An 18,016-nucleotide genomic window follows, 5' to 3' on the forward strand; every position below is an offset into this window, starting at 1 on the left:
CTTACACTCTCCTGTTCAACTAAAAATTAGTAGCTATATAAGATGAACTTAAGATTGGGGCAGTGAAGTTGCCAGAAAAGCTGATACACAGAATTTTCCGGCAACTTCTCTTATAACATTAGTAAGTTCACGCTCTATACTACTTATTTCGGCACTATTCTTCTATTTCGTTACCAAAATGTCGAATCCTGCTGAAAAAATCAAAAAAATTAGGATAATTTTTAAAAAAGTTGCGGAAAATTCATTTGCCTCAGTGCTTCATAAACAATAATCGCTGCCGAGTTCGATAAGTTCAGTGATCTTACAGCCTCACTCATCGGCATACGCATGGCGGTTTCCCTGCCAGCTTCCAGAATCTCTGGAGACAAGCCTTTGGTTTCCTTGCCAAATACAAAGAAATCCCCGTCCTGGAATGCAAAATCACTATAGCGCTTGTCTGCCTTGGTTGTTGCATAAAAGAACCGGCCCTCTGCATACTTTTCCAGTACCTCCGCAAAGGAGTCGTGATATTCGATATGCACCGCATGCCAATAATCCAGTCCTGCACGCTTCAGTGTGGCATCGTCGGTACGGAAGCCGAGTGGACGTACCAGATGAAGATGGGTGCCCGTTGCTGCACAGGTCCGGGCGATGTTGCCGGTGTTGGCCGGAATCTCCGGTTCCACCAGTACAATATGTAATGCCATAACGTAGTGAACTTCCTCTCTTCAGGCTCAACAGCCTGTTGGTGTTGTAGGATTTGAAAGCAGAAAGCCTCCCGCCAACAGGCGGAAGGCTGCAAAATTCGCATTCATTAACCTTGAGTTTGCCGGAAATGCTTCATGAAATCGGATAGTGCCTTTATGTTCTCGTAAGGAACGGCATTGTATATGGAGGCGCGCAGGCCACCAACACTGCGGTGTCCCTTCAGCCCAACAAAACCTTCCTGCTCGGCCGCTTTGACAAATTGCTTTTCCAGCTCTTCCGACTGCATACGGAATGTAACGTTCATAATGGAACGGCTGCCCGCTTCCGCCACCCCGCGGTAGAAACCGTCGCTGCCATCGATGTGATCATACAGCAGACCTGCTTTATCGCGGTTCTTAACTTCTATACCGGCCAGTCCGCCTTGCTCCTCAATCCATTTTAACACTTCGTTAACCATATATATAGAGAAGGATGGTGGTGTATTGTACAAAGAGTTGTTCTTCAGGTGTGTATCATAACGCAGGATCGTCGGAATATTCGATGGAGATTTGGCAACCAGCTCTTCCTTGACAATCACCACGGTTACACCGGAAGGTCCGAGATTTTTCTGCGCACCAGCATAGATCAGCCCAAATTGGTTCACGTCAAAGGAACGGCTGAGAATGTCACTGGACATATCCGCGATCAGTGGAATAGAACCGGAATCCGGATACTCCGCGTACTGCGTTCCTTCAATCGTCTCATTCGAAGTAATATGCAGATAAGCTGCATTATCGGCCGCCTTGATGCTGCTCAGCTCCGGAATAGCCAGAAACTTCTTATCCTCGGAAGAAGCAGCGACATGTGCACCGCCTGCCAGCTTCGCTTCCTTGAACGCCTTCTCCGCCCAGCTTCCTGTCATAACATAGCTGCCTACCTGGCCCTCAGAGATAAAGTTCATCGGGATCATGGCGAACTGCGTGCTTGCTCCGCCTTGAATGAACAGAACCTTGTAGCCTTCAGGATTGCCGAGGAGCGAAAGCAGACGTTCCTGCGCTTCATTATGCACGGATTCGTATATCGCCCCACGATGCGACATCTCCATAATGGACATTCCGCTCTCCCGGAACTCGACAAACTCCGCTTGTGCGCGCTCAAGTACTGTGAGCGGCAGTGCCGCTGGACCAGCGTTAAAATTGTATGCTCTCTTGTTCAAAATTGCTCCCCACCCTTTCTCTCCTATGAATATGGATATCGCTATGATAGCAATAATCTCACACACCATCAAGTATAATTATTCACATAAGAGGTAAGATTGCGGCCATTATATGTTGAAAAACCGATAGCTGCGGCTCCAATGCTTGCTGTGACGCGGTAAAATGCTGACGTCCACAAAAACCTCGGGAGAAATTACATGTTTTTCACCCCACAGCGCCATACGGTCAACTGTGAAATCTCCACTCTCTTTCACTGCGACTCCACTTGTGGAATGACGCAGCTCCCAGAAGCAATCGGCCTCCCCATGCCCCCTGCCTCCCAGTCTGCAGTAGAATGGACGGTCAGGCTCCGCCCTCCAGCTAAGGGTATCTCCCGATACCATGAGCAGCTCTGCCGTATAGGAAGATTCCGGTTCTTCCACTTTGAGTCCAGCCGGGATTCTAAGCTCATAGTCAGGCCCGACATTTGCCTCGTTAATTCCCACAAAGTTATGGATATACTCTTCGGTATGCAGCGGCTTGTCTCCCATGTTCTCCAGTGTATAGGAAATATTCAGCCGGTCCTGCTGCAGCACAATGGACTTGGTCAAAAGCATGCTATAACCCCGGCACTCCATCGGCTGAACGGTATAAATAGCGGACACCCCGCTGCGTTCTTCAACCACCTCGAAAGGAATCAACGGATAACTCCCGAAAAAATCGTATGGTGCATCACTTACCTTTTGAAGCAACCCAACTCCAGGCTTAGGAAACCACTCGCCAACCGCTGCATCCTCATAACCAATTGCCCGGGAAATGCCGAACTCATTACAGAAGCCCATACCGCCGCTTCCCTGACCTGGAACCAGGCTCTCCGGAACACCAAAGGTATGTCCCCCCTGTACTAAAGTCACTCCTGTAATAAATCCAGTCCAATCGAATCGCGTACCGCTGTACTCCCCGATATCGGCAATATCTACCTTAAGAATGCCATTTGAGAGACTGTAAGCCATGTTTGAAACCTTCCTTTCCACAACTGCTAGTCTTGACTTCACACATACTTATTAACCATAACATTCATCTTAACGCCGCACTATTGCGGTTACGTATACCGCCACACGTCTGTGCATTCAGAAAAAAAGCGTCCGCCGCCGTATATCCGGGTAAGCTGACGCTCCTCTTATCTATTCTTCAGTTAGATCAGTTCCACCCTAAGCAGATGAACCTCTCCTTCAGACAAAGCCGTCAGCTCTCCGCGGGGAATTACAACACCCTCTGAGACGCGCTGAAGCGTCACCTCAGCACCATTAAGCTTAACGGACTGTATTTGATATGCTCCGTAATCCGCACTGCTTAGAGACACGTAGACGACCTCAAGCAGACGTTCCGCAAAAATTGTCTTCAGCGACGCTTGGCCTTCCAGGTCGAACTGCTCCTTCATCAGCTTCGGCTGAAGCAGCAGATCGCCCACTTGACCTTTGACCCCGAACACCTCCGTCACCATAGTCAGCAGCATCCAGCTTGCGGAACCGGTTAAATAGGTGTACATGCCTCTTCCCTGTTCATTAATGTACTCAGGAATACCGGGGTACATCCGGCTGAGTTCAAAATTGGCACTAAGGCTGTATAGTGAATCCAGTACCTTGCGCCCTTCTTTTACATAGCCGCGCTTATATAGTGCATTCGCATACATCACAGTCATATGACTGAACATAGCGCCGTTCTCTTTATGTCCAAAGGCAAATCCGAACGCACGGCCCAAATTCTGTTGAATACCGCCAAAGTTCGAATTCAGCCGGTACCCGATTTTCTCATCATACAGATTGCGCTCCACCGCTGTGATGATCTGCGGAATCTGCTCCGCAGAGGCGGCATGGCCGAGAAGCGGAAACACCTGGCCGGTAAGCGTCATTCGGACATGGTCTTCGAATTCGCCCTCCACACGTTCCCCGTCATTATTATAATAACCGTTGAACCAGCCGTCTCCTTGTGCGCTCTGTACCCACTCGCTCTGACGCAGATGTTCAAAGATCCACTCCGCTTTATGAGCCAGATCATCCGCTACATTGTCCGCAGCAAGCTTGACTTGTCTTCCGCTCACCTTATTTGGTGCTGCAGCATAATACCGGTCGAGGAGTGCCTGTTTGGCAGATACAGACTCATAATCCACCGCTTCATACAATGAATCCAGCAGCAGCGTAATTTCTTCTGCCATTTCCACTACTTCAAGCCCTTTACGCTCTTTCAGCGTACGCAGCAAATGGGAGAGATCCAGAAGATTGCTGGCATAGAAGGACGTGAAGGTAACACTTTCACCACGCTGTGCAGCCATGTCCAGACCATCATTCCAGTCCGCACCTTCCAGCAGAATATTGTTATGTTCGCCCACATTGAAGAAAGGCACCAGATTCTGCAGCAGGATATGCTCCAGGATCGTCCCTGAATATTGCTCACCATCTACGGTCCGAAGCGTGCTGCCTGTGGAAGGTTCCCAAGATGCATCGCGCTCCCTGCAGCGGGCCATGAAAGAATCACGGAAATAGCTCTGCTGCTCAAACAAGAAATCCAGATCACCGCTTTGATCCAGATACAGCATAGTTGTGAGGAATGGCCAAGCCCCGTGGTCCATCCATACGCGCGGAATATTGTTACGGTCGGCAAGGAACTCACCTGGCTGCTGTCCGATAATCGTCGCATTGCTGCCGTCAATTCTCACACCTGCATAATTATTCAGCAACAGACTGCGGACATCCGCCGGTTCCATGATCAGCAGCGCCAGGCAGTCTTGCCAGAGATCACGCCAACCTCTGCCACCCCGCCCGTAGTCATGATACGGTAAAAAGGAGTTGCCATACAGTCTGCGGAGCACCGGCTGCAGCGTGACCCATTTCATCCACTGATCGGCATCCGGATCGCTGGTGTGGAACTCCACTGTATTCACCTTATTAGCCCAGAACGATTGGTTCTCCTGAAGCCATTGATCAAAAGCATGGGGTGAACCGTATTTGTCCATCAATGCTGACACATCGATTCTGTCACTCCCAATTGCTAGCAGAACCACATAACTAATACTCTGACCTGGCTGTAAAGCTACTGTGGCAAACCTCAGACCACCAAGCGCTTCGTAGCCCTCCTTACGTTCGCCTCCACCTGCTCCAACTTGCGGCTCCAGATTCAACACCACTGCTTCCGGCCAATCCAGACTGCCGCCTTCACCGATGAATTCCTCCTGCACAGGAAAGAAACCAACAGGTTGCTCTCCGCCTTCTGAGGTCCCAAACACTCCATAAGTGGTATGGTTAACCTTGTGTCCACGCTCATCAAATGATAAAGCAGGCTGTACTTCAATACCATGCTCAGAAATATAAATCCGGTTCAGCAATGAAGTGACATGACGATGGTCGCGCAGATCATCCGCTGAACGCGCATACAACGGAACCGCCGCTGTCGGCGTAATTGTTATTTCCTCTAGAGAAGAGTTAGTGAGCACCACCTTCATAAGCTCAACCTTATCACCACCCGCCGGTACGTAACTGGTGATCTCTGCCTTGATCCCTAACTCCCGGCTCTCGCGGGTTACACGGTGCCATAGCAATCCAGCTTCTAACAGTGCTTCGTCAGCTTCATCCCCATACATCTTGGCATTTTGCCGGGCGGAGTTCCCTGCTGCGGACCAGGCGCCTTTACCTTCTACATACACCCAGAAATTACGGGAAGCCCGTGAGTTATGCAGATCCTCCACCGACAGGGGAGGTGTCAAAAAGGTATTGTGACCCGAAGTCACCTGACCGTGAAGCTTAGGGCTTACTGAAGACATCATGCCCCCCTCATTCACCAGAGGAAAATATAAGAAGCTGCTCCGGTCTGGCTGTCTCAGACTGAAATTCCCATTATTTCCGGTAAAAGTCCATCCCGCTCTCTTGTGATTCACTAATATCATCCTTTCTACCGCCCATAATACAGAAACCGGTTTCGATTTTTATTATTACATCGCGGGATTTCTTTGTAAAGTTTTTTCTTTATCATTAACCTTCATCATATAAACCCTATATAAACAGCATTTATCGAAAAAAATCCGGTCACATTATTTACGAAACCATTTTCGAAATTGACCAATCATAATCTAAAAAGAACTAATTATTCATTGATAAATTTATATTTCCGCCAGATAAGTAAGCAAATTACTCCTTTGCAAACGCAACCATAAATATTTGAAATAAATCAATGGTCTTTCCGGATGATATTATCGAAAATTTTCGTATCAATCCAATGTGAATCCATACGTCTCAGATGCCCTCACAACAGCTTCAAAGCTCTCGCTTCATAAATGCAACACTGCGCCGCTGTAAAGCCATTAGAGAGGCAGCCAGCACCGTCACACTCGCATCATACATGCATTCCCACACTCTAATGGCTGGTTTCCTGCCGCTCCATCCATTTACTAATCCCAACAGAAGCAATAGAAAAAGCCCCCGGTTTCCCGGAGGCTTCTTGCTTAAATATGGGTCAGACGATCTTATACATCAAAGTACAGGGAGTATTCATGCGGATGAACACGAATGGCAACCGCTTGAGCTTCTCCACGTTTCAGAGAGATGTAGTTATCGATGAAGTCCTTAGTGAATACGCCGCCTTCTGTAAGGAATTCGAAGTCAGCTTCCAGGGCATCCAATGCTTCCTCTAGTGTACCAGGAACGCTGCGAATCTGCTTCTTGTCTTCATCGGACAATTCGTAGATGTTCTTGTCCAGTGGACCGTAACCCATTTCTTCAGGGTTAATCTTCTTCTTGATTCCGTCCAGACCAGCCATCAGCATTGCCGAGAAAGCCAGGTAAGGGTTAGCTGTGGAATCCGGTGTGCGGAACTCGATGCGACAGCCCTTAGGTGTCACAGCAGCTACCGGGATACGGACTGCAGCGGAACGGTTACCTTTGGAATATACCAGGTTAACCGGTGCTTCATAACCAGGAACCAGACGTTTGAACGAATTGGTGCTTGGGTTAGTCAGCGCGATCAATGCCGGAGCATGATACAGGATACCGCCGATGTAATGCAAAGCCATTTCACTCAGGTTGGCATAAGCGCCTTTTTCGTAGAACAAAGGAGAATCGCCGTTAAAGATGGATTGGTGAACGTGCATACCGCTACCATTATCGCCGAACAGCGGTTTTGGCATGAAAGTCGCTACTTTTCCGTATTGGCGTGCAGTGTTTTGCACAATGTATTTGTAAGTCAGGAGATTATCAGCTGTTTTCTTCAGGGTGTCAAACCGGAAGTTGATTTCCGCTTGGCCTGCAGTGGCTACTTCATGGTGATGGCGTTCGATTTCAAGGCCTGCTTCACCAAGCAAACGGCACATTTCACTACGGATGTCCTGTTGGGAATCCACTGGTGCAACCGGCACGTAACCGCCTTTAACGCCTACTTTGAATGCCATGTTGCCGCCTTCGTCTTTACGGTTGGTGTTCCATGCCGCTTCTTCCGAATCTACAAAGAAGGAGGAGCTGTTCATTCCGCTCTCATAACGAACATCATCAAAGATGAAGAATTCGGATTCAGGTGCGAAGAATGCTGCTGTACCTACACCGCTTGCTTGCAGGAACTCTTCTGCTTTTACTGCGATACCGCGCGGGTCGCGCTCATAACGTTCGCCATCAGGTGTGAAAATGTCGCACATGATATTAAGCGTTGGGTGAGCTGTAAAAGGGTCGATATATGTAGTGCTTGGATCAGGCATCATGACCATATCTGATTCTTCAATTCCACGGAAACCAGCAATGGAAGAACCATCAAATGCTACACCATTCTCAAATGTTTCTTCTTCAACCGCAGAAGCTGGCAGTGAGATATGATGGGCGCGTCCACCCAAATCTACAAAACGAAAATCCACCCATTCGATATTGTTCTCTTTGATCGTCTGCAACACTTTTTCAACCGACATGAATTTATTCCTCCCCAAGTTCCGAACATTAGGCCGCTCACAGTATCAAAATGTTCTTGTTTTTAATTTTTTACTGTCGTCATTATAAATCTCAGACCTAACATCGTCAATGCTTATGTCAGGTATTTCTTGAGACAATGTAAGATATTCTGACGCTTTGGTGAAAAATGCACATCGTGTCCATTCACATGTTACATTCACTCCGCTATATGCAAAAACAGTCCTCTTACCCCGCCCATAAGCAGGATGGAGGACTGATAGACATCGTATGCAGCGGTAATGTTAAAGGGCGGGAGCCGCCTCCAGAGAATTGGAGAACTTGCGTCCCACAAGCGGCGCCAGCTTCTCTAAATCTCTCAGCAACTTGTCAAATTGCTCAGGGAACAGAGATTGCACTCCATCTCCCGTCATAGAATTGTCCGGATCGGTATGCATCTCAATAATCAGTCCGTTAGCCCCAGCAGCAACCGAAGCTTTGGCCATAGGCTCAACCAGCTCACGCCGTCCCGTACCATGACTCGGATCGGAAATGACTGGAAGGTGGCTCAGGTTCTGGAGCACAGGAATAGCTGACAGATCAAGCGTATTGCGTGTGTACGTCTCGAATGTGCGGATACCGCGTTCGCAGAGCATGACATCACGATTGCCACCGGCAAGGATGTATTCAGCCGCATTCAAGAACTCATCGTAAGTCGCGCTGAAGCCGCGCTTGAGCAGCACAGGCCGCCCGCAGGTACCCAGCTTGCGCAGCAAGTCAAAGTTCTGCATGTTGCGTGTGCCTACCTGCAGAATATCCGCATGCTCCGCACAAATATCAACATACTCCGGTGTCATTACCTCGGTGATGGTCAACAGACCATGGCGTTTGCCGGCTTCCGCCATCATCGTAAGACCTTCCACACCTACACCCTGGAAGCTGTATGGACCCGTGCGAGGTTTGAATGCTCCGCCGCGCAGTACCTGGCCCCCGGAAGCTTTGACCAGCCGGGCGATTTCATCGATCTGTTCAGGAGATTCCACGGCGCAGGGCCCCCCCATGATGACCAGATTCTCACCGCCGATCTTCACTCCACGGATATCAATCACCGTATCTTCGGGATGGAAGTCACGGCTGGCCAGTTTATAGGACTTGGAGATCTTCACCACGTTCTCGACGCCTTTCATCTGACGCAGATGCTCTGCAAGCATAGGTGTAACTCCGCCTATGAGGCCGATAACGGTATGATCTGCACCGCGTGAGAGATGGACTTGAAGGCCTTCTTTTTCAATGACGGCAATAATCTCGTTGACCTGTTCCTGTGGTGTTTGATTGGATGTGATGACGATCATATTATAGCTCCCCTTTTGGACAAATATACTGAATTAGACTTTAAGAAAAAGAATATACTATTTCGCTACGACGCGTGTACGCTTTTAAGCACTAAAGCAATTTTAACGTATTCCCCTGCATTAGTCAATCCGTAATCTGCTATATCCTCGGGACTGTGTCCATATTATGGCTGGTTTCCTCTAATTCCCTGAGGTAACTTATGGGTTCGCAGGGAGTTATAGCCACAGAAAAGAGCACGCATCCCCCAAAAATGGAAGTTGCGTGCTCTCTGCAAACGGTATAAGTCCATCAGAATATCATTAGTTCAGGTCGCGCTTGCGCTCTTGTTCTTCACAGGCGGCAATAGCTTCGCCATATTCACAGTACGTTTGATCTCCCATGTCTCAGGAAGTTCAGGGTCGTACTGCTCGAGGTAACTGATGACTTCTTTGGTAATTGGCGTAGGTGTAGAAGCACCAGAGGTTACTCCTACCTTGGTAATCCCCTGCAGCCATTCCGTCTTCAGCTCTGACAAATCGGAAATCCGGTGTGCAGGCACACCGGCAATCTCTTCTGACACCTGGGCCAGGCGGTTAGAGTTGTTGCTGCGAGGATCGCCCACAACGATGACGAGCTCACATTGTCCGGCCTGTTCAGCCACAGCTTCCTGGCGTACCTGGGTTGCCATGCAGATCTCGTTGTGCACCTCAGCTCCGGGGAAGGTCTCCAGCAGTTTTTTCATGATGTGCTTGATATCCCATTGACTCATGGTGGTCTGGTTCGTAATCACGATACGGGAAGAAGAGATCGACAGGCTGGAGATGTCCTCCTCCTTCTCGATCAGATGGACATGCTCAGGTGCAATACCCACGGCGCCTTCCGGCTCGGGGTGACCTTTTTTGCCGATATAGATAATCTCGCAGCCTTCTTCTACCTTTTCCTTGATAAGATCATGAGTCTTTGTCACATCCGGGCAGGTAGCATCCACTGTGGTCAAACCTTTGGCCCGGGCCAGGCGGCGTACTTCCGGCGATACGCCATGGGCAGTGAAAATCACCGTGCCACTGTCTACTTTATCCAAAATATCCAGACGGTTATGTCCGTCTAGTGTAATGATTCCATCGTCCTCGAACGAGTTGGTGACATGGCTGTTATGCACAATCATGCCAAGTATATAAATCGGCCGGGGCAAATCAAGATTTTGCGCGGCCTGCCGTGCCATAACCATGGCATCGACGACGCCATAGCAATAACCCCGGGGAGAAATTTTGATGACTTCCATATATTCACCGGCTTTCTGCTGTCGTTGAACTGCTGTAATAGGACCTGCCTAATTATACCCTATTCCAGCGGGGGAGCAAAGAGCAGCGGTAGCCAGATCACAAAAGTCGTACCCTCGCCCTGACGCGTAACCACTTCTACCGAACCCCCATGCTCATCAATAATCCATTTGGCAATCGACAAGCCGAGACCGATTCCTTCCGTAATCCCCCGCGATTCATCCGCACGGTAAAAACGGTCGAATATATGCGGAATCTCGTCTTTATCCATACCAATCCCTGTATCTGTAATGCGAATACCCACCTGATTCTGATAAAATACGGCATCCAGCGTGACCTCACCCGATGGAGTGTACTTGAAGGCATTATCAATAAAAATAAACATCATCTGCTGCAGATAGTCTTTGTTGCCGACAATATATTTGCCATTCAACTGGCTGAGATCCCCAACGGTCCATTCGGCCTGCCGTGGCAGGAAGGCTGCTCTGCGGGCCACTTCTGTCATCATTGGCTCCAGCGCTACAGGCTCAATATCAAACGTCCGGCCTGTATCTGCCCGGGCGAGCGACAGCATGTCGGCCACCAGGCGGCTCATACGTTTGGATTCATCCGCGATATCCTTCACCGATTCAAGCGATAGCTGGCGGACCTCAGCGTCCGTCATCCGGCTTTCCTCGGGATTCATTTCCCATATTTTTTGCAGAAGGTCGATATTCCCCCGTATCGTTGTCAGCGGTGTCCGGAGCTCATGTGATGCATCGGATACAAAACGGCGCTGAGTGGCATAAGAATCCTCCAGCTCCGTATAAAAACCCTCCATCCGCCCGAGCATGCTGTTGACCGTCTGAATCAGCCGTCCAATCTCGTCCTGCGGCCCGTCATATACAATACGTGAGCTCAGGTCGGTCCCTGTCTGAATCCCATTGGCCGCCTCAATGACCTTGCCGATCGGGCTCATCGCTTTGCGTGCAAGGAACAAGCCGAAGGTGAAGGCTGCAATCAAGGTGGCAAAAGAGCCGACAATCAGGATGTTCTTCAGCCTGTTCAGCAATGACACTTGCTCTCCTGTATAAACCGCAACTTGAAGCACAGCCGAATGACTGCTGTTAGAACTGGAGACTTCAATGGGCTGCTGGTAGATCAGAAAGGGGTTTCCATTGTAATAGGCTTGCGAAAATCCTTGCTGCTTCATAACAACTTCCTGTGCCGGAACCTTAAATTCAAGATTGATCTCAGACATATTTGGACTGGAGATCATCTTTTCCAGATCATAAATATACATTTGGGCAAACAGGCTTTGACCTGCAGGACCGCCAAGCACTTGCTGTAATGTGCCATCGTAGTTAATTCCCAGCTTGAGGCTTACTTGCTGTGCCTGATGGGTAAGCCGGTCCTTCAAATCACCATACGTATTAAAATAGACAAATCCGTAAATTGCGGCTGATAAGGCCAGCAGCATAACGGCCAGAATCCCTGAATACCAGGCAGTCAGCCGCAATCGTATCGACATATTAGTCACCTCTTAGGATGTAACCGGCTCCCCGGATCGTCTGAATCAGTCTTTTGCCGCCGTGCTCCTCGGTTTTCTGGCGAAGCATGGCAATATACACTTCAAGCACATTGGATTCCCCGCTATAATCATAGCCCCAGATTTTATCCATGATCAGATCACGGGACAGCACCCGTTTTGGATTCTGCATGAACAGATGCAGCAGCTCGAACTCTTTTGCGGTCAGCTCCAGACGTTTGCCCCCGCGGGTTACCTCACGCGAATCCACATCCAGGGTAATATCTTCGTAGGAGACTGCCTGATCCGAACCTCCGCCCTGCTCGCTCTTACGCCGCAGTAATGCGCGTACACGGGCAAGCAGCTCCTCCAGCGCAAACGGTTTGACCAGATAATCGTCCGCTCCCAGATCCAGCCCTTTTACCCTGTGCTCAATTTCATCTTTTGCTGTGAGCATGAGTACCGGAACCGTACTGCCACCCTCCCGCAGACGTCTGCATACCTCGAAACCATCTACCTGAGGCATCATGACATCCAGCACTACCACGTCTGGATCACTGTTCAGAACAGCGCGCAAGCCATCGGCCCCATTTGTAGCCGTCTTTACGTCATACCCTTCAAAGGCAAGTCCCCGGCGCAGCATAGAAATAATTTTTTCATCATCATCAATAATCAAAATATTCGGTCGCATCCAAACAGCCCCCATTGTCCAAATCGTATATCTCTATTGTAACATGATTGCATGGTTTCTCAGCCAGTGCAGCAAAAGCGGAAGGGTCTCCCCTTCCGCTGTGCACTTCACCGTCCGGTGTCTGTTACTGCTGCTGAGTCTGAGTAGTGTTGAAGTCATTTTTGTTGCCAATCGTTACGGAAAGTTCCAGTGTTTTGCCGTCGCGAACGACATCGAGTGTGATTTTGTCTCCTACTTTGAGCGTCTGGATGTAGGTAATCAGATCCTGGCTGGTTGCATATTTCTTTCCGTTCACACCGGTTATGATATCGTATGGGCGCAGATCAGCAGTATAGGCTGGCGATTTAAAGATAATGTCGGCTACGACAGAACCTTCTTTGATATCCGTACCCATCTGTTTGGCTACTTCATCAGTAATGGTCATCAGCGAAGCACCAATAAATGGAACCGGCTCTTTAGGAATTTCCTGGTTGGCTTCGAGTTTGTCTACAACCTCTTTGATGGTATTCACCGCAATAGCGAAACCGATCCCTTGTGAATCTGTGCTAACGGCTACGTTCATTCCGATAACCTGACCATTCAGATTGAGCAATGGACCGCCGGAGTTACCAGGGTTGATAGAGGCATCCGTCTGCAGCAGGTTTTTATAATTGCGGGTGCCGCTTCCGTCTTCTTCATTGATATCAATACTGCGGTCTTTGGCGCTGAGCACACCTGCAGTAACTGTATGGTCGAAGCCCTGCGGATTACCGATAGCGACTACTTCAGAACCGACCTTGATGCTGTCTGAATCGCCAAGCTCTACAGTCGGGAAGTTGCTTCCTTCAATCTTCAGAACAGCCAGGTCCAGATCTTTGCTGACACCGAGCAATTTGGCTTCATATGGTTTAGTATTGCCGTCAACAGTTACCTGAATCACATCGGCATTGTCAACCACATGCTGGTTGGTCAAGATATACCCGGCCGCATCATAGATAAAACCTGTACCGATTCCATACGGCGTAAGCTGGGAAGAATTCGACCCTGAATTTGATCCTGAATTCGATCCTGAATCTGAACGGGAAGAGCCGTTGCTTCCGAATTGATCACCGAAGAAAAACTGCGAGAACGGATCACTCATATTCGGATTGGTGGAATTTCTACCAGCGTTGGTTTTCACTAAAGTCTCAATCTTGACAACTGCCGGCCCTACGGTATCAACTACTTTGGAAGCATCCGTTGTTCCTGTCAGCAGCGACGTTGTGGTAGTTGCCGGTGCAACATTTGCGCTACCATTAGCCGTCTTGGCCGCAGTGTTAGATACAGCCGCTGTCGTTATCTGATCTCCTGTAAACCAGTTACCGCGATCCGCCATGAACATCGAGCCTGAGAGAACAACCATTCCGGCCAGAAAAGAGACCAGCACCGCTTTTACAGGTTTCTTGGTTTTGCGGTTGTACTGCCAGCCGTTGCCTCCGTCTGCTCCATTACCGCCCCGCGAGCCGTTGCCGTCTCCGGTTGTACGGAGTGAAGTGCTGTAAGGCACCGGTCTGATCGGCTGCGGAGGATTAATCTCTACACGTTCCGGTTCCCGGCGGTTATAATGCTGAGGGTCTTCCGGATTCTTCTCATCTTTGTTCAAAGATTGAAAAGGACCGTAAGAATAGTAGTAGGAAGATCCGGATTCCGGAGTGTTATTATTATTGTTATTTACGCTATCATTGCTGTTTACATTGTCGCTGTTGTTGCTATCCCATTCCCGCTCCGGAGACAGATCATTATCACGATTAAGGTTGTTGTCACGATCATAGTTGTTTTTGTTATCGTCCATGTTATTCTTTCCTCCCGCACCTTGCGCATCAGGCAAGGATTAATTTGTTTTCTTGGTCTTATTTTGTACTTTAAACCTTAAGGTCACATTAAAAACAATTTAAGCGGAGATAAAAAGTGGTTGACCCTAGTGCCCTGCAGGAGAGCAGAGAATAGGCCTTGCTAAGTTGTTCGCGTCTAGAAACGAAAATAGGCCCGAGCGCACAGAACGCGCCGGGCCAGAAACTACTAAAGGGAAGAAATTAATATTGCAGTTAAAAGGTAACACACACTGCCACCAAAAGAACACGAGCAAACGCAGGGCGTCCTCTCTCCTTATGCCTGCGCCCAGCCCTTGCGGTGAGCATAAATTGCCAGCTGGGTTCGGTCATCCAGCTCACATTTCATCAGCAGGTTGCTGACATGGGTCTTTACAGTTTTGATGCTAATATGCAGTTCCTCGCCGATATCCTTATTGGTCTTGCCTTCGGCAATGAGAAGCAGCACTTCCTTCTCCCGTTCGGTAAGGCCGGAAGAGTCTCCTTGAACCATTCGCTGGCGGATGCCGCGGGTAAGTGCCTGGGATACATCACCTGTCATAACCGGCATGCCGCGGAACGCGCCTTGAAGCGCGTAGATCAGCTCCTCAGCCGAGACCGTTTTGAGCACATAGCTGACGGCACCGGCTTCAATGGCATCTACAACAAGATCATCCTCCAGGAAGCTGGTGAGAATCACGATTTTGAGACCCGGAAATTCAGCCAATACCGCACGTGTGGTCTCCGCACCGTTCATCACCGGCATCATCAGGTCCATCAGAACCAGGTCAGGAAGTGCATCCTTCCCCCAGCTCCGGAGCGTTTGCAGCGCTTCCTGTCCATTTGCCGCCTCTCCGATAACCTCAAACATCGGGTCCAGCATCAGATATGTTTTGAGGCCCATCCGAACCATGTCATGATCATCTACAAGCAGAACTTTTATAACACTCATATTTATCCTCCTCAGAGTATGTTGGAGCTTAACCTCCTGCATGCAGTATAAGCAGTATCTTAAGCTTTCGCCTGGTGTATCAGTTCTCAGCAGCGCCGGCATTATCCAGCTCCGGGTTACCCTGAACAAATTTTGGTATATGTACACGGATCGTAGTACCCGCTCCCTTGCGGCTGATAATCTCCACCTGCCCGCCGAGCTTCTCCGCGCGTTCACGCATCGTTGTAAGTCCATAGGAACCCTGCTTATGCTGAACATGTTCAAAGCCTTGTCCGTCATCGCTGATGCTGAGCACTACTTGTCTCGGCACTTCACGCAGCGACAGGCTGACGAGCCGTGCTCCCGCATGCTTAACAATGTTCGCCATCGATTCCTGGATAATCAGGAACAGCTGATGCTCAATGGCTTCGGACAGCTCTCCTTGCAGTTCAAGCTCTTTCACGCCTTTAAGCCCATTCTGACGGCAATAATCCGGGAACCATTTCTCCAGCGCCTCGAACAGATTCCGCCCCTCCAGTTCGACCGGCCGAAGCTGCGCAATCAAGGCTCTCATCTGCTTCTGCGCCATTTGGGACATGGTAATCAGCTGATCCATTACAGTTCTGCCATGCTCTGCACTCCGCTCCAGCACTTTAGGCAGCGAAGAAGCGGACATATGAATCGCAAACAGCTGCTGGCTTACGGTATCATGCAGATCCCGTGCCATACGCCTCCGCTCTTCAAGCACCGCGCTCTCCGCTGCCTTTTCCTTTTCAATCACTTCCTGCTCACCCAACCGCTGCAGCAGCTGCATCTTGTTCTCCACAGTATCCATCATCATGTTGAACTCGTGATATACCCTGGCAAAGGACTGGTCATCGCTCTCGGGCATCCGTACCGAAAGGTTCCCTTTGGCCACCTGCAGCATATTCAGGTCTAAAAGGTCAATCCGCCGCTGAATCCGCTGGCCGGCCATATACCCCACAACTACAGTGAACAGCACGATCCCCACACAAAGATACAGCCACATGCGATAATCTTGAACCTTGATATAGCCCAGGCATGTCCCGGCATACATAAGTCCGGCGGTTACCCCTCCACTAAGCAGAAAATACACCAGCAGCATCCATTTGGTATTGCTTAATAATTTCCCCATGCTTACCCCACCGTTTTAATTTTAATGTCGCCAATGAAGGCACTGACATTAATGCGGATTTTTTTGCCGGCTTCCTTATAATACGGTGTGGTACATTGGACACTACTCATGAATCCGCTGCGCGACTGCTCCAGCACCTGCATGTCTCCGATAAAAGAACTGCTGTTCACCTTAACTCCCAGGTTCATATCTTCCGGTATATACACCTTGATATCGCCTACAAAAGCAGAGATATTGATCTTCGTCTCTCCGTAGGGAATCTGTGCGTTGGTAAGATCCAGGACGGTGTCGCCAATGAACTGCGAAATATTTGTATTTTTCAACTGAAAGTGATCCTTACCCATATGAACATCCCCGATAAAAGCAGACCGGTTCGTCGAATCCTTATGTTCACCGGCACCATGGAACTCTTCATGCCATTCGCCATGCCGGCGGGCGTGGCGGTCCCTGCGCTCCTGCCGTCTGCGTTCATGCCGTTCGTGCTTCTCCTGCCAGCGTGAGTCTGCAGCGGAGTGAAAATGCCCGGTTTCATCCTCATCTTCCTCTTCATCCTTATGAAGGTACTCATTCCAATCCCGTTGCCCTTCAGGCTTGCCGAATTTCTGTTCGAACTGCTCATCCAGCGTGGATTCGAGGGGCTTGGGAGGTTCGGCATCCAGAGAACCTGCTCCAGGTCCCGGAGGATAGAAAGGTGGCGGTGCTGGCGGTGACGGAGGTACTGGCGGAGTATGATCCCGGGGCTTGAAGATCACGTATAATCCTCCACCGATCAGCATCACGGGAATCAGTAATTTGAAGAAATCACCGGCAGAAACCTCAAACCAATCCAGATTGCGCCCCAGAAAATAAACCCCAAGTGCCAGGTAGAGGAACCCCCAAAAAGCAGATGAACCCTTGGAGCCGCGCTCATTCGTAGACAGAAAATTCTGCATTCCCATTATGATGAGAATAACCGGCCAATAATCAGCAAAAAGGGAACCTATACTGAAATCGGTATATCCCATCTGCCGTAGAAGAAACATTCCTCCCAGACCTATCAGGATCAAGCCCCCGAGGATCTGGCTGGTGAACCGTCTTTTCATCCTTCATTTCCCCTTTATATTGGTGTAGCTTACTCATTCATTCTTATAGCCTTAGTCTACAGGAACAAGCAGCCGTAGAACAGCGCCGGGAGAAGGAAACTTGACTCAGCCTCGGGACCGAGGCGCATGGAAATAACAGTAAAACTCTGTCCACACAAAAAAAAGACTGCCCTGCCGCTCAGAAACTGAACGAAAACGGGACAGCCGGTGATTGATCATCTGGAACTACAGCATTATTGCTGCGGTTTTTGAACCGGTTTTGCAATACTCTGCTTGGATGCGCCGTCATTTTCTACAGCAAACTCAGCATTGTATTTTTCATTAGGTGTTTTATAGTTTTCTTGAACCTTTGGTTTTTTAGAATTGGCCACGGAAATCACCTCCCTTGTCTCTTATGCAGTCTGATACCAGAGCACACCAGAGAATCTTAC

14 protein-coding genes are annotated in these 18,016 nt (G+C 49.3%); all 14 read right to left on the reverse strand.

Annotated elements, in window-relative coordinates; translation table 11 throughout:
* Positions 1-221 precede the first annotated feature (221 nt).
* The 14 genes from trmL to AC0MA3_RS08440 all read right to left on the reverse strand — a co-directional run bounded on the left by trmL (position 222) and on the right by AC0MA3_RS08440 (position 17,956).
* Entirely contained in the window at positions 222-686 is a 465-nt protein-coding gene (gene trmL / locus AC0MA3_RS08375) for a tRNA (uridine(34)/cytosine(34)/5-carboxymethylaminomethyluridine(34)-2'-O)-methyltransferase TrmL (protein ID WP_379160568.1), read from the reverse strand.
* Positions 687-793: 107 nt separating this feature from the next.
* Positions 794-1,885 (reverse strand): 3-phosphoserine/phosphohydroxythreonine transaminase, encoded by a 1,092-nt coding sequence (serC, locus tag AC0MA3_RS08380; RefSeq protein ID WP_379160929.1) that lies wholly within the window; start codon positions 1,883-1,885, stop codon positions 794-796.
* A gap of 105 nt (positions 1,886-1,990) precedes the next feature.
* Positions 1,991-2,875 carry a hypothetical protein gene (locus AC0MA3_RS08385; RefSeq protein ID WP_474655837.1) on the reverse strand — a complete coding sequence of 295 codons (885 nt, stop codon included), beginning with the start codon at positions 2,873-2,875 and terminating at the stop codon, positions 1,991-1,993.
* Between the two features lie 182 nt (positions 2,876-3,057).
* On the reverse strand, positions 3,058-5,793 hold the full coding sequence (locus AC0MA3_RS08390) for a GH36-type glycosyl hydrolase domain-containing protein (RefSeq protein ID WP_474655838.1): 2,736 nt from the start codon (positions 5,791-5,793) through the stop codon (positions 3,058-3,060).
* 585 nt (positions 5,794-6,378) lie between these two features.
* A complete protein-coding gene (gene glnA, locus AC0MA3_RS08395; RefSeq protein WP_379160558.1) occupies positions 6,379-7,803 on the reverse strand; it encodes a type I glutamate--ammonia ligase in 1,425 nt (474 codons plus the stop codon).
* 282 nt (positions 7,804-8,085) lie between these two features.
* Positions 8,086-9,132 (reverse strand): 3-deoxy-7-phosphoheptulonate synthase, encoded by a 1,047-nt coding sequence (aroF, locus tag AC0MA3_RS08400; protein WP_474655839.1) that lies wholly within the window; start codon positions 9,130-9,132, stop codon positions 8,086-8,088.
* A gap of 305 nt (positions 9,133-9,437) precedes the next feature.
* Positions 9,438-10,394, reverse strand: coding sequence for a 4-hydroxy-3-methylbut-2-enyl diphosphate reductase (locus tag AC0MA3_RS08405; RefSeq protein WP_474655840.1), 957 nt, complete (start codon positions 10,392-10,394; stop codon positions 9,438-9,440).
* Between the two features lie 59 nt (positions 10,395-10,453).
* Positions 10,454-11,902, reverse strand: coding sequence for a sensor histidine kinase (locus AC0MA3_RS08410; RefSeq protein ID WP_379160549.1), 1,449 nt, complete (start codon positions 11,900-11,902; stop codon positions 10,454-10,456).
* A gap of 1 nt (position 11,903) precedes the next feature.
* Positions 11,904-12,590, reverse strand: coding sequence for a response regulator transcription factor (locus AC0MA3_RS08415; RefSeq protein ID WP_219221090.1), 687 nt, complete (start codon positions 12,588-12,590; stop codon positions 11,904-11,906).
* Between the two features lie 124 nt (positions 12,591-12,714).
* Complete coding sequence (locus AC0MA3_RS08420) at positions 12,715-14,400, reverse strand: S1C family serine protease (RefSeq protein ID WP_474655841.1); 1,686 nt, start codon at positions 14,398-14,400, stop codon at positions 12,715-12,717.
* A gap of 314 nt (positions 14,401-14,714) precedes the next feature.
* A complete protein-coding gene (locus AC0MA3_RS08425) occupies positions 14,715-15,368 on the reverse strand; it encodes a response regulator (RefSeq protein WP_474655842.1) in 654 nt (217 codons plus the stop codon).
* A gap of 79 nt (positions 15,369-15,447) precedes the next feature.
* Positions 15,448-16,503 carry a HAMP domain-containing sensor histidine kinase gene (locus tag AC0MA3_RS08430; protein WP_379160537.1) on the reverse strand — a complete coding sequence of 352 codons (1,056 nt, stop codon included), beginning with the start codon at positions 16,501-16,503 and terminating at the stop codon, positions 15,448-15,450.
* Between the two features lie 2 nt (positions 16,504-16,505).
* The gene (liaF, locus tag AC0MA3_RS08435; RefSeq protein WP_474655843.1) at positions 16,506-17,585 is read right to left on the reverse strand and encodes a cell wall-active antibiotics response protein LiaF; all 1,080 of its coding nucleotides are present in this window, start codon (positions 17,583-17,585) and stop codon (positions 16,506-16,508) included.
* Between the two features lie 233 nt (positions 17,586-17,818).
* Positions 17,819-17,956: a hypothetical protein gene (locus tag AC0MA3_RS08440; protein ID WP_178382567.1), complete on the reverse strand. Its 138-nt coding sequence runs from the start codon at positions 17,954-17,956 to the stop codon at positions 17,819-17,821.
* Between the last annotated feature and the right edge of the window lie 60 nt (positions 17,957-18,016).

The sequence above is a fragment of the Paenibacillus sp. LS-5 genome, from assembly GCF_056121505.1.

What these genes read in the sequence shown, in the direction of transcription:
- trmL (WP_379160568.1), bottom strand. Translation starts at nt 686, where the DNA reads ATGGCATTACATATTGTACTGGTGGAACCGGAGATTCCGGCCAACACC.
- AC0MA3_RS08420 (WP_474655841.1), bottom strand. Translation starts at nt 14,400, where the DNA reads ATGGACGATAACAAAAACAACTATGATCGTGACAACAACCTTAATCGT.
- glnA (WP_379160558.1), bottom strand. Translation starts at nt 7,803, where the DNA reads ATGTCGGTTGAAAAAGTGTTGCAGACGATCAAAGAGAACAATATCGAA.
- AC0MA3_RS08430 (WP_379160537.1), bottom strand. Translation starts at nt 16,503, where the DNA reads ATGGGGAAATTATTAAGCAATACCAAATGGATGCTGCTGGTGTATTTT.
- AC0MA3_RS08410 (WP_379160549.1), bottom strand. Translation starts at nt 11,902, where the DNA reads ATGTCGATACGATTGCGGCTGACTGCCTGGTATTCAGGGATTCTGGCC.
- AC0MA3_RS08405 (WP_474655840.1), bottom strand. Translation starts at nt 10,394, where the DNA reads ATGGAAGTCATCAAAATTTCTCCCCGGGGTTATTGCTATGGCGTCGTC.
- AC0MA3_RS08415 (WP_219221090.1), bottom strand. Translation starts at nt 12,590, where the DNA reads ATGCGACCGAATATTTTGATTATTGATGATGATGAAAAAATTATTTCT.
- liaF (WP_474655843.1), bottom strand. Translation starts at nt 17,585, where the DNA reads ATGAAAAGACGGTTCACCAGCCAGATCCTCGGGGGCTTGATCCTGATA.
- AC0MA3_RS08425 (WP_474655842.1), bottom strand. Translation starts at nt 15,368, where the DNA reads ATGAGTGTTATAAAAGTTCTGCTTGTAGATGATCATGACATGGTTCGG.
- aroF (WP_474655839.1), bottom strand. Translation starts at nt 9,132, where the DNA reads ATGATCGTCATCACATCCAATCAAACACCACAGGAACAGGTCAACGAG.
- AC0MA3_RS08385 (WP_474655837.1), bottom strand. Translation starts at nt 2,875, where the DNA reads ATGGCTTACAGTCTCTCAAATGGCATTCTTAAGGTAGATATTGCCGAT.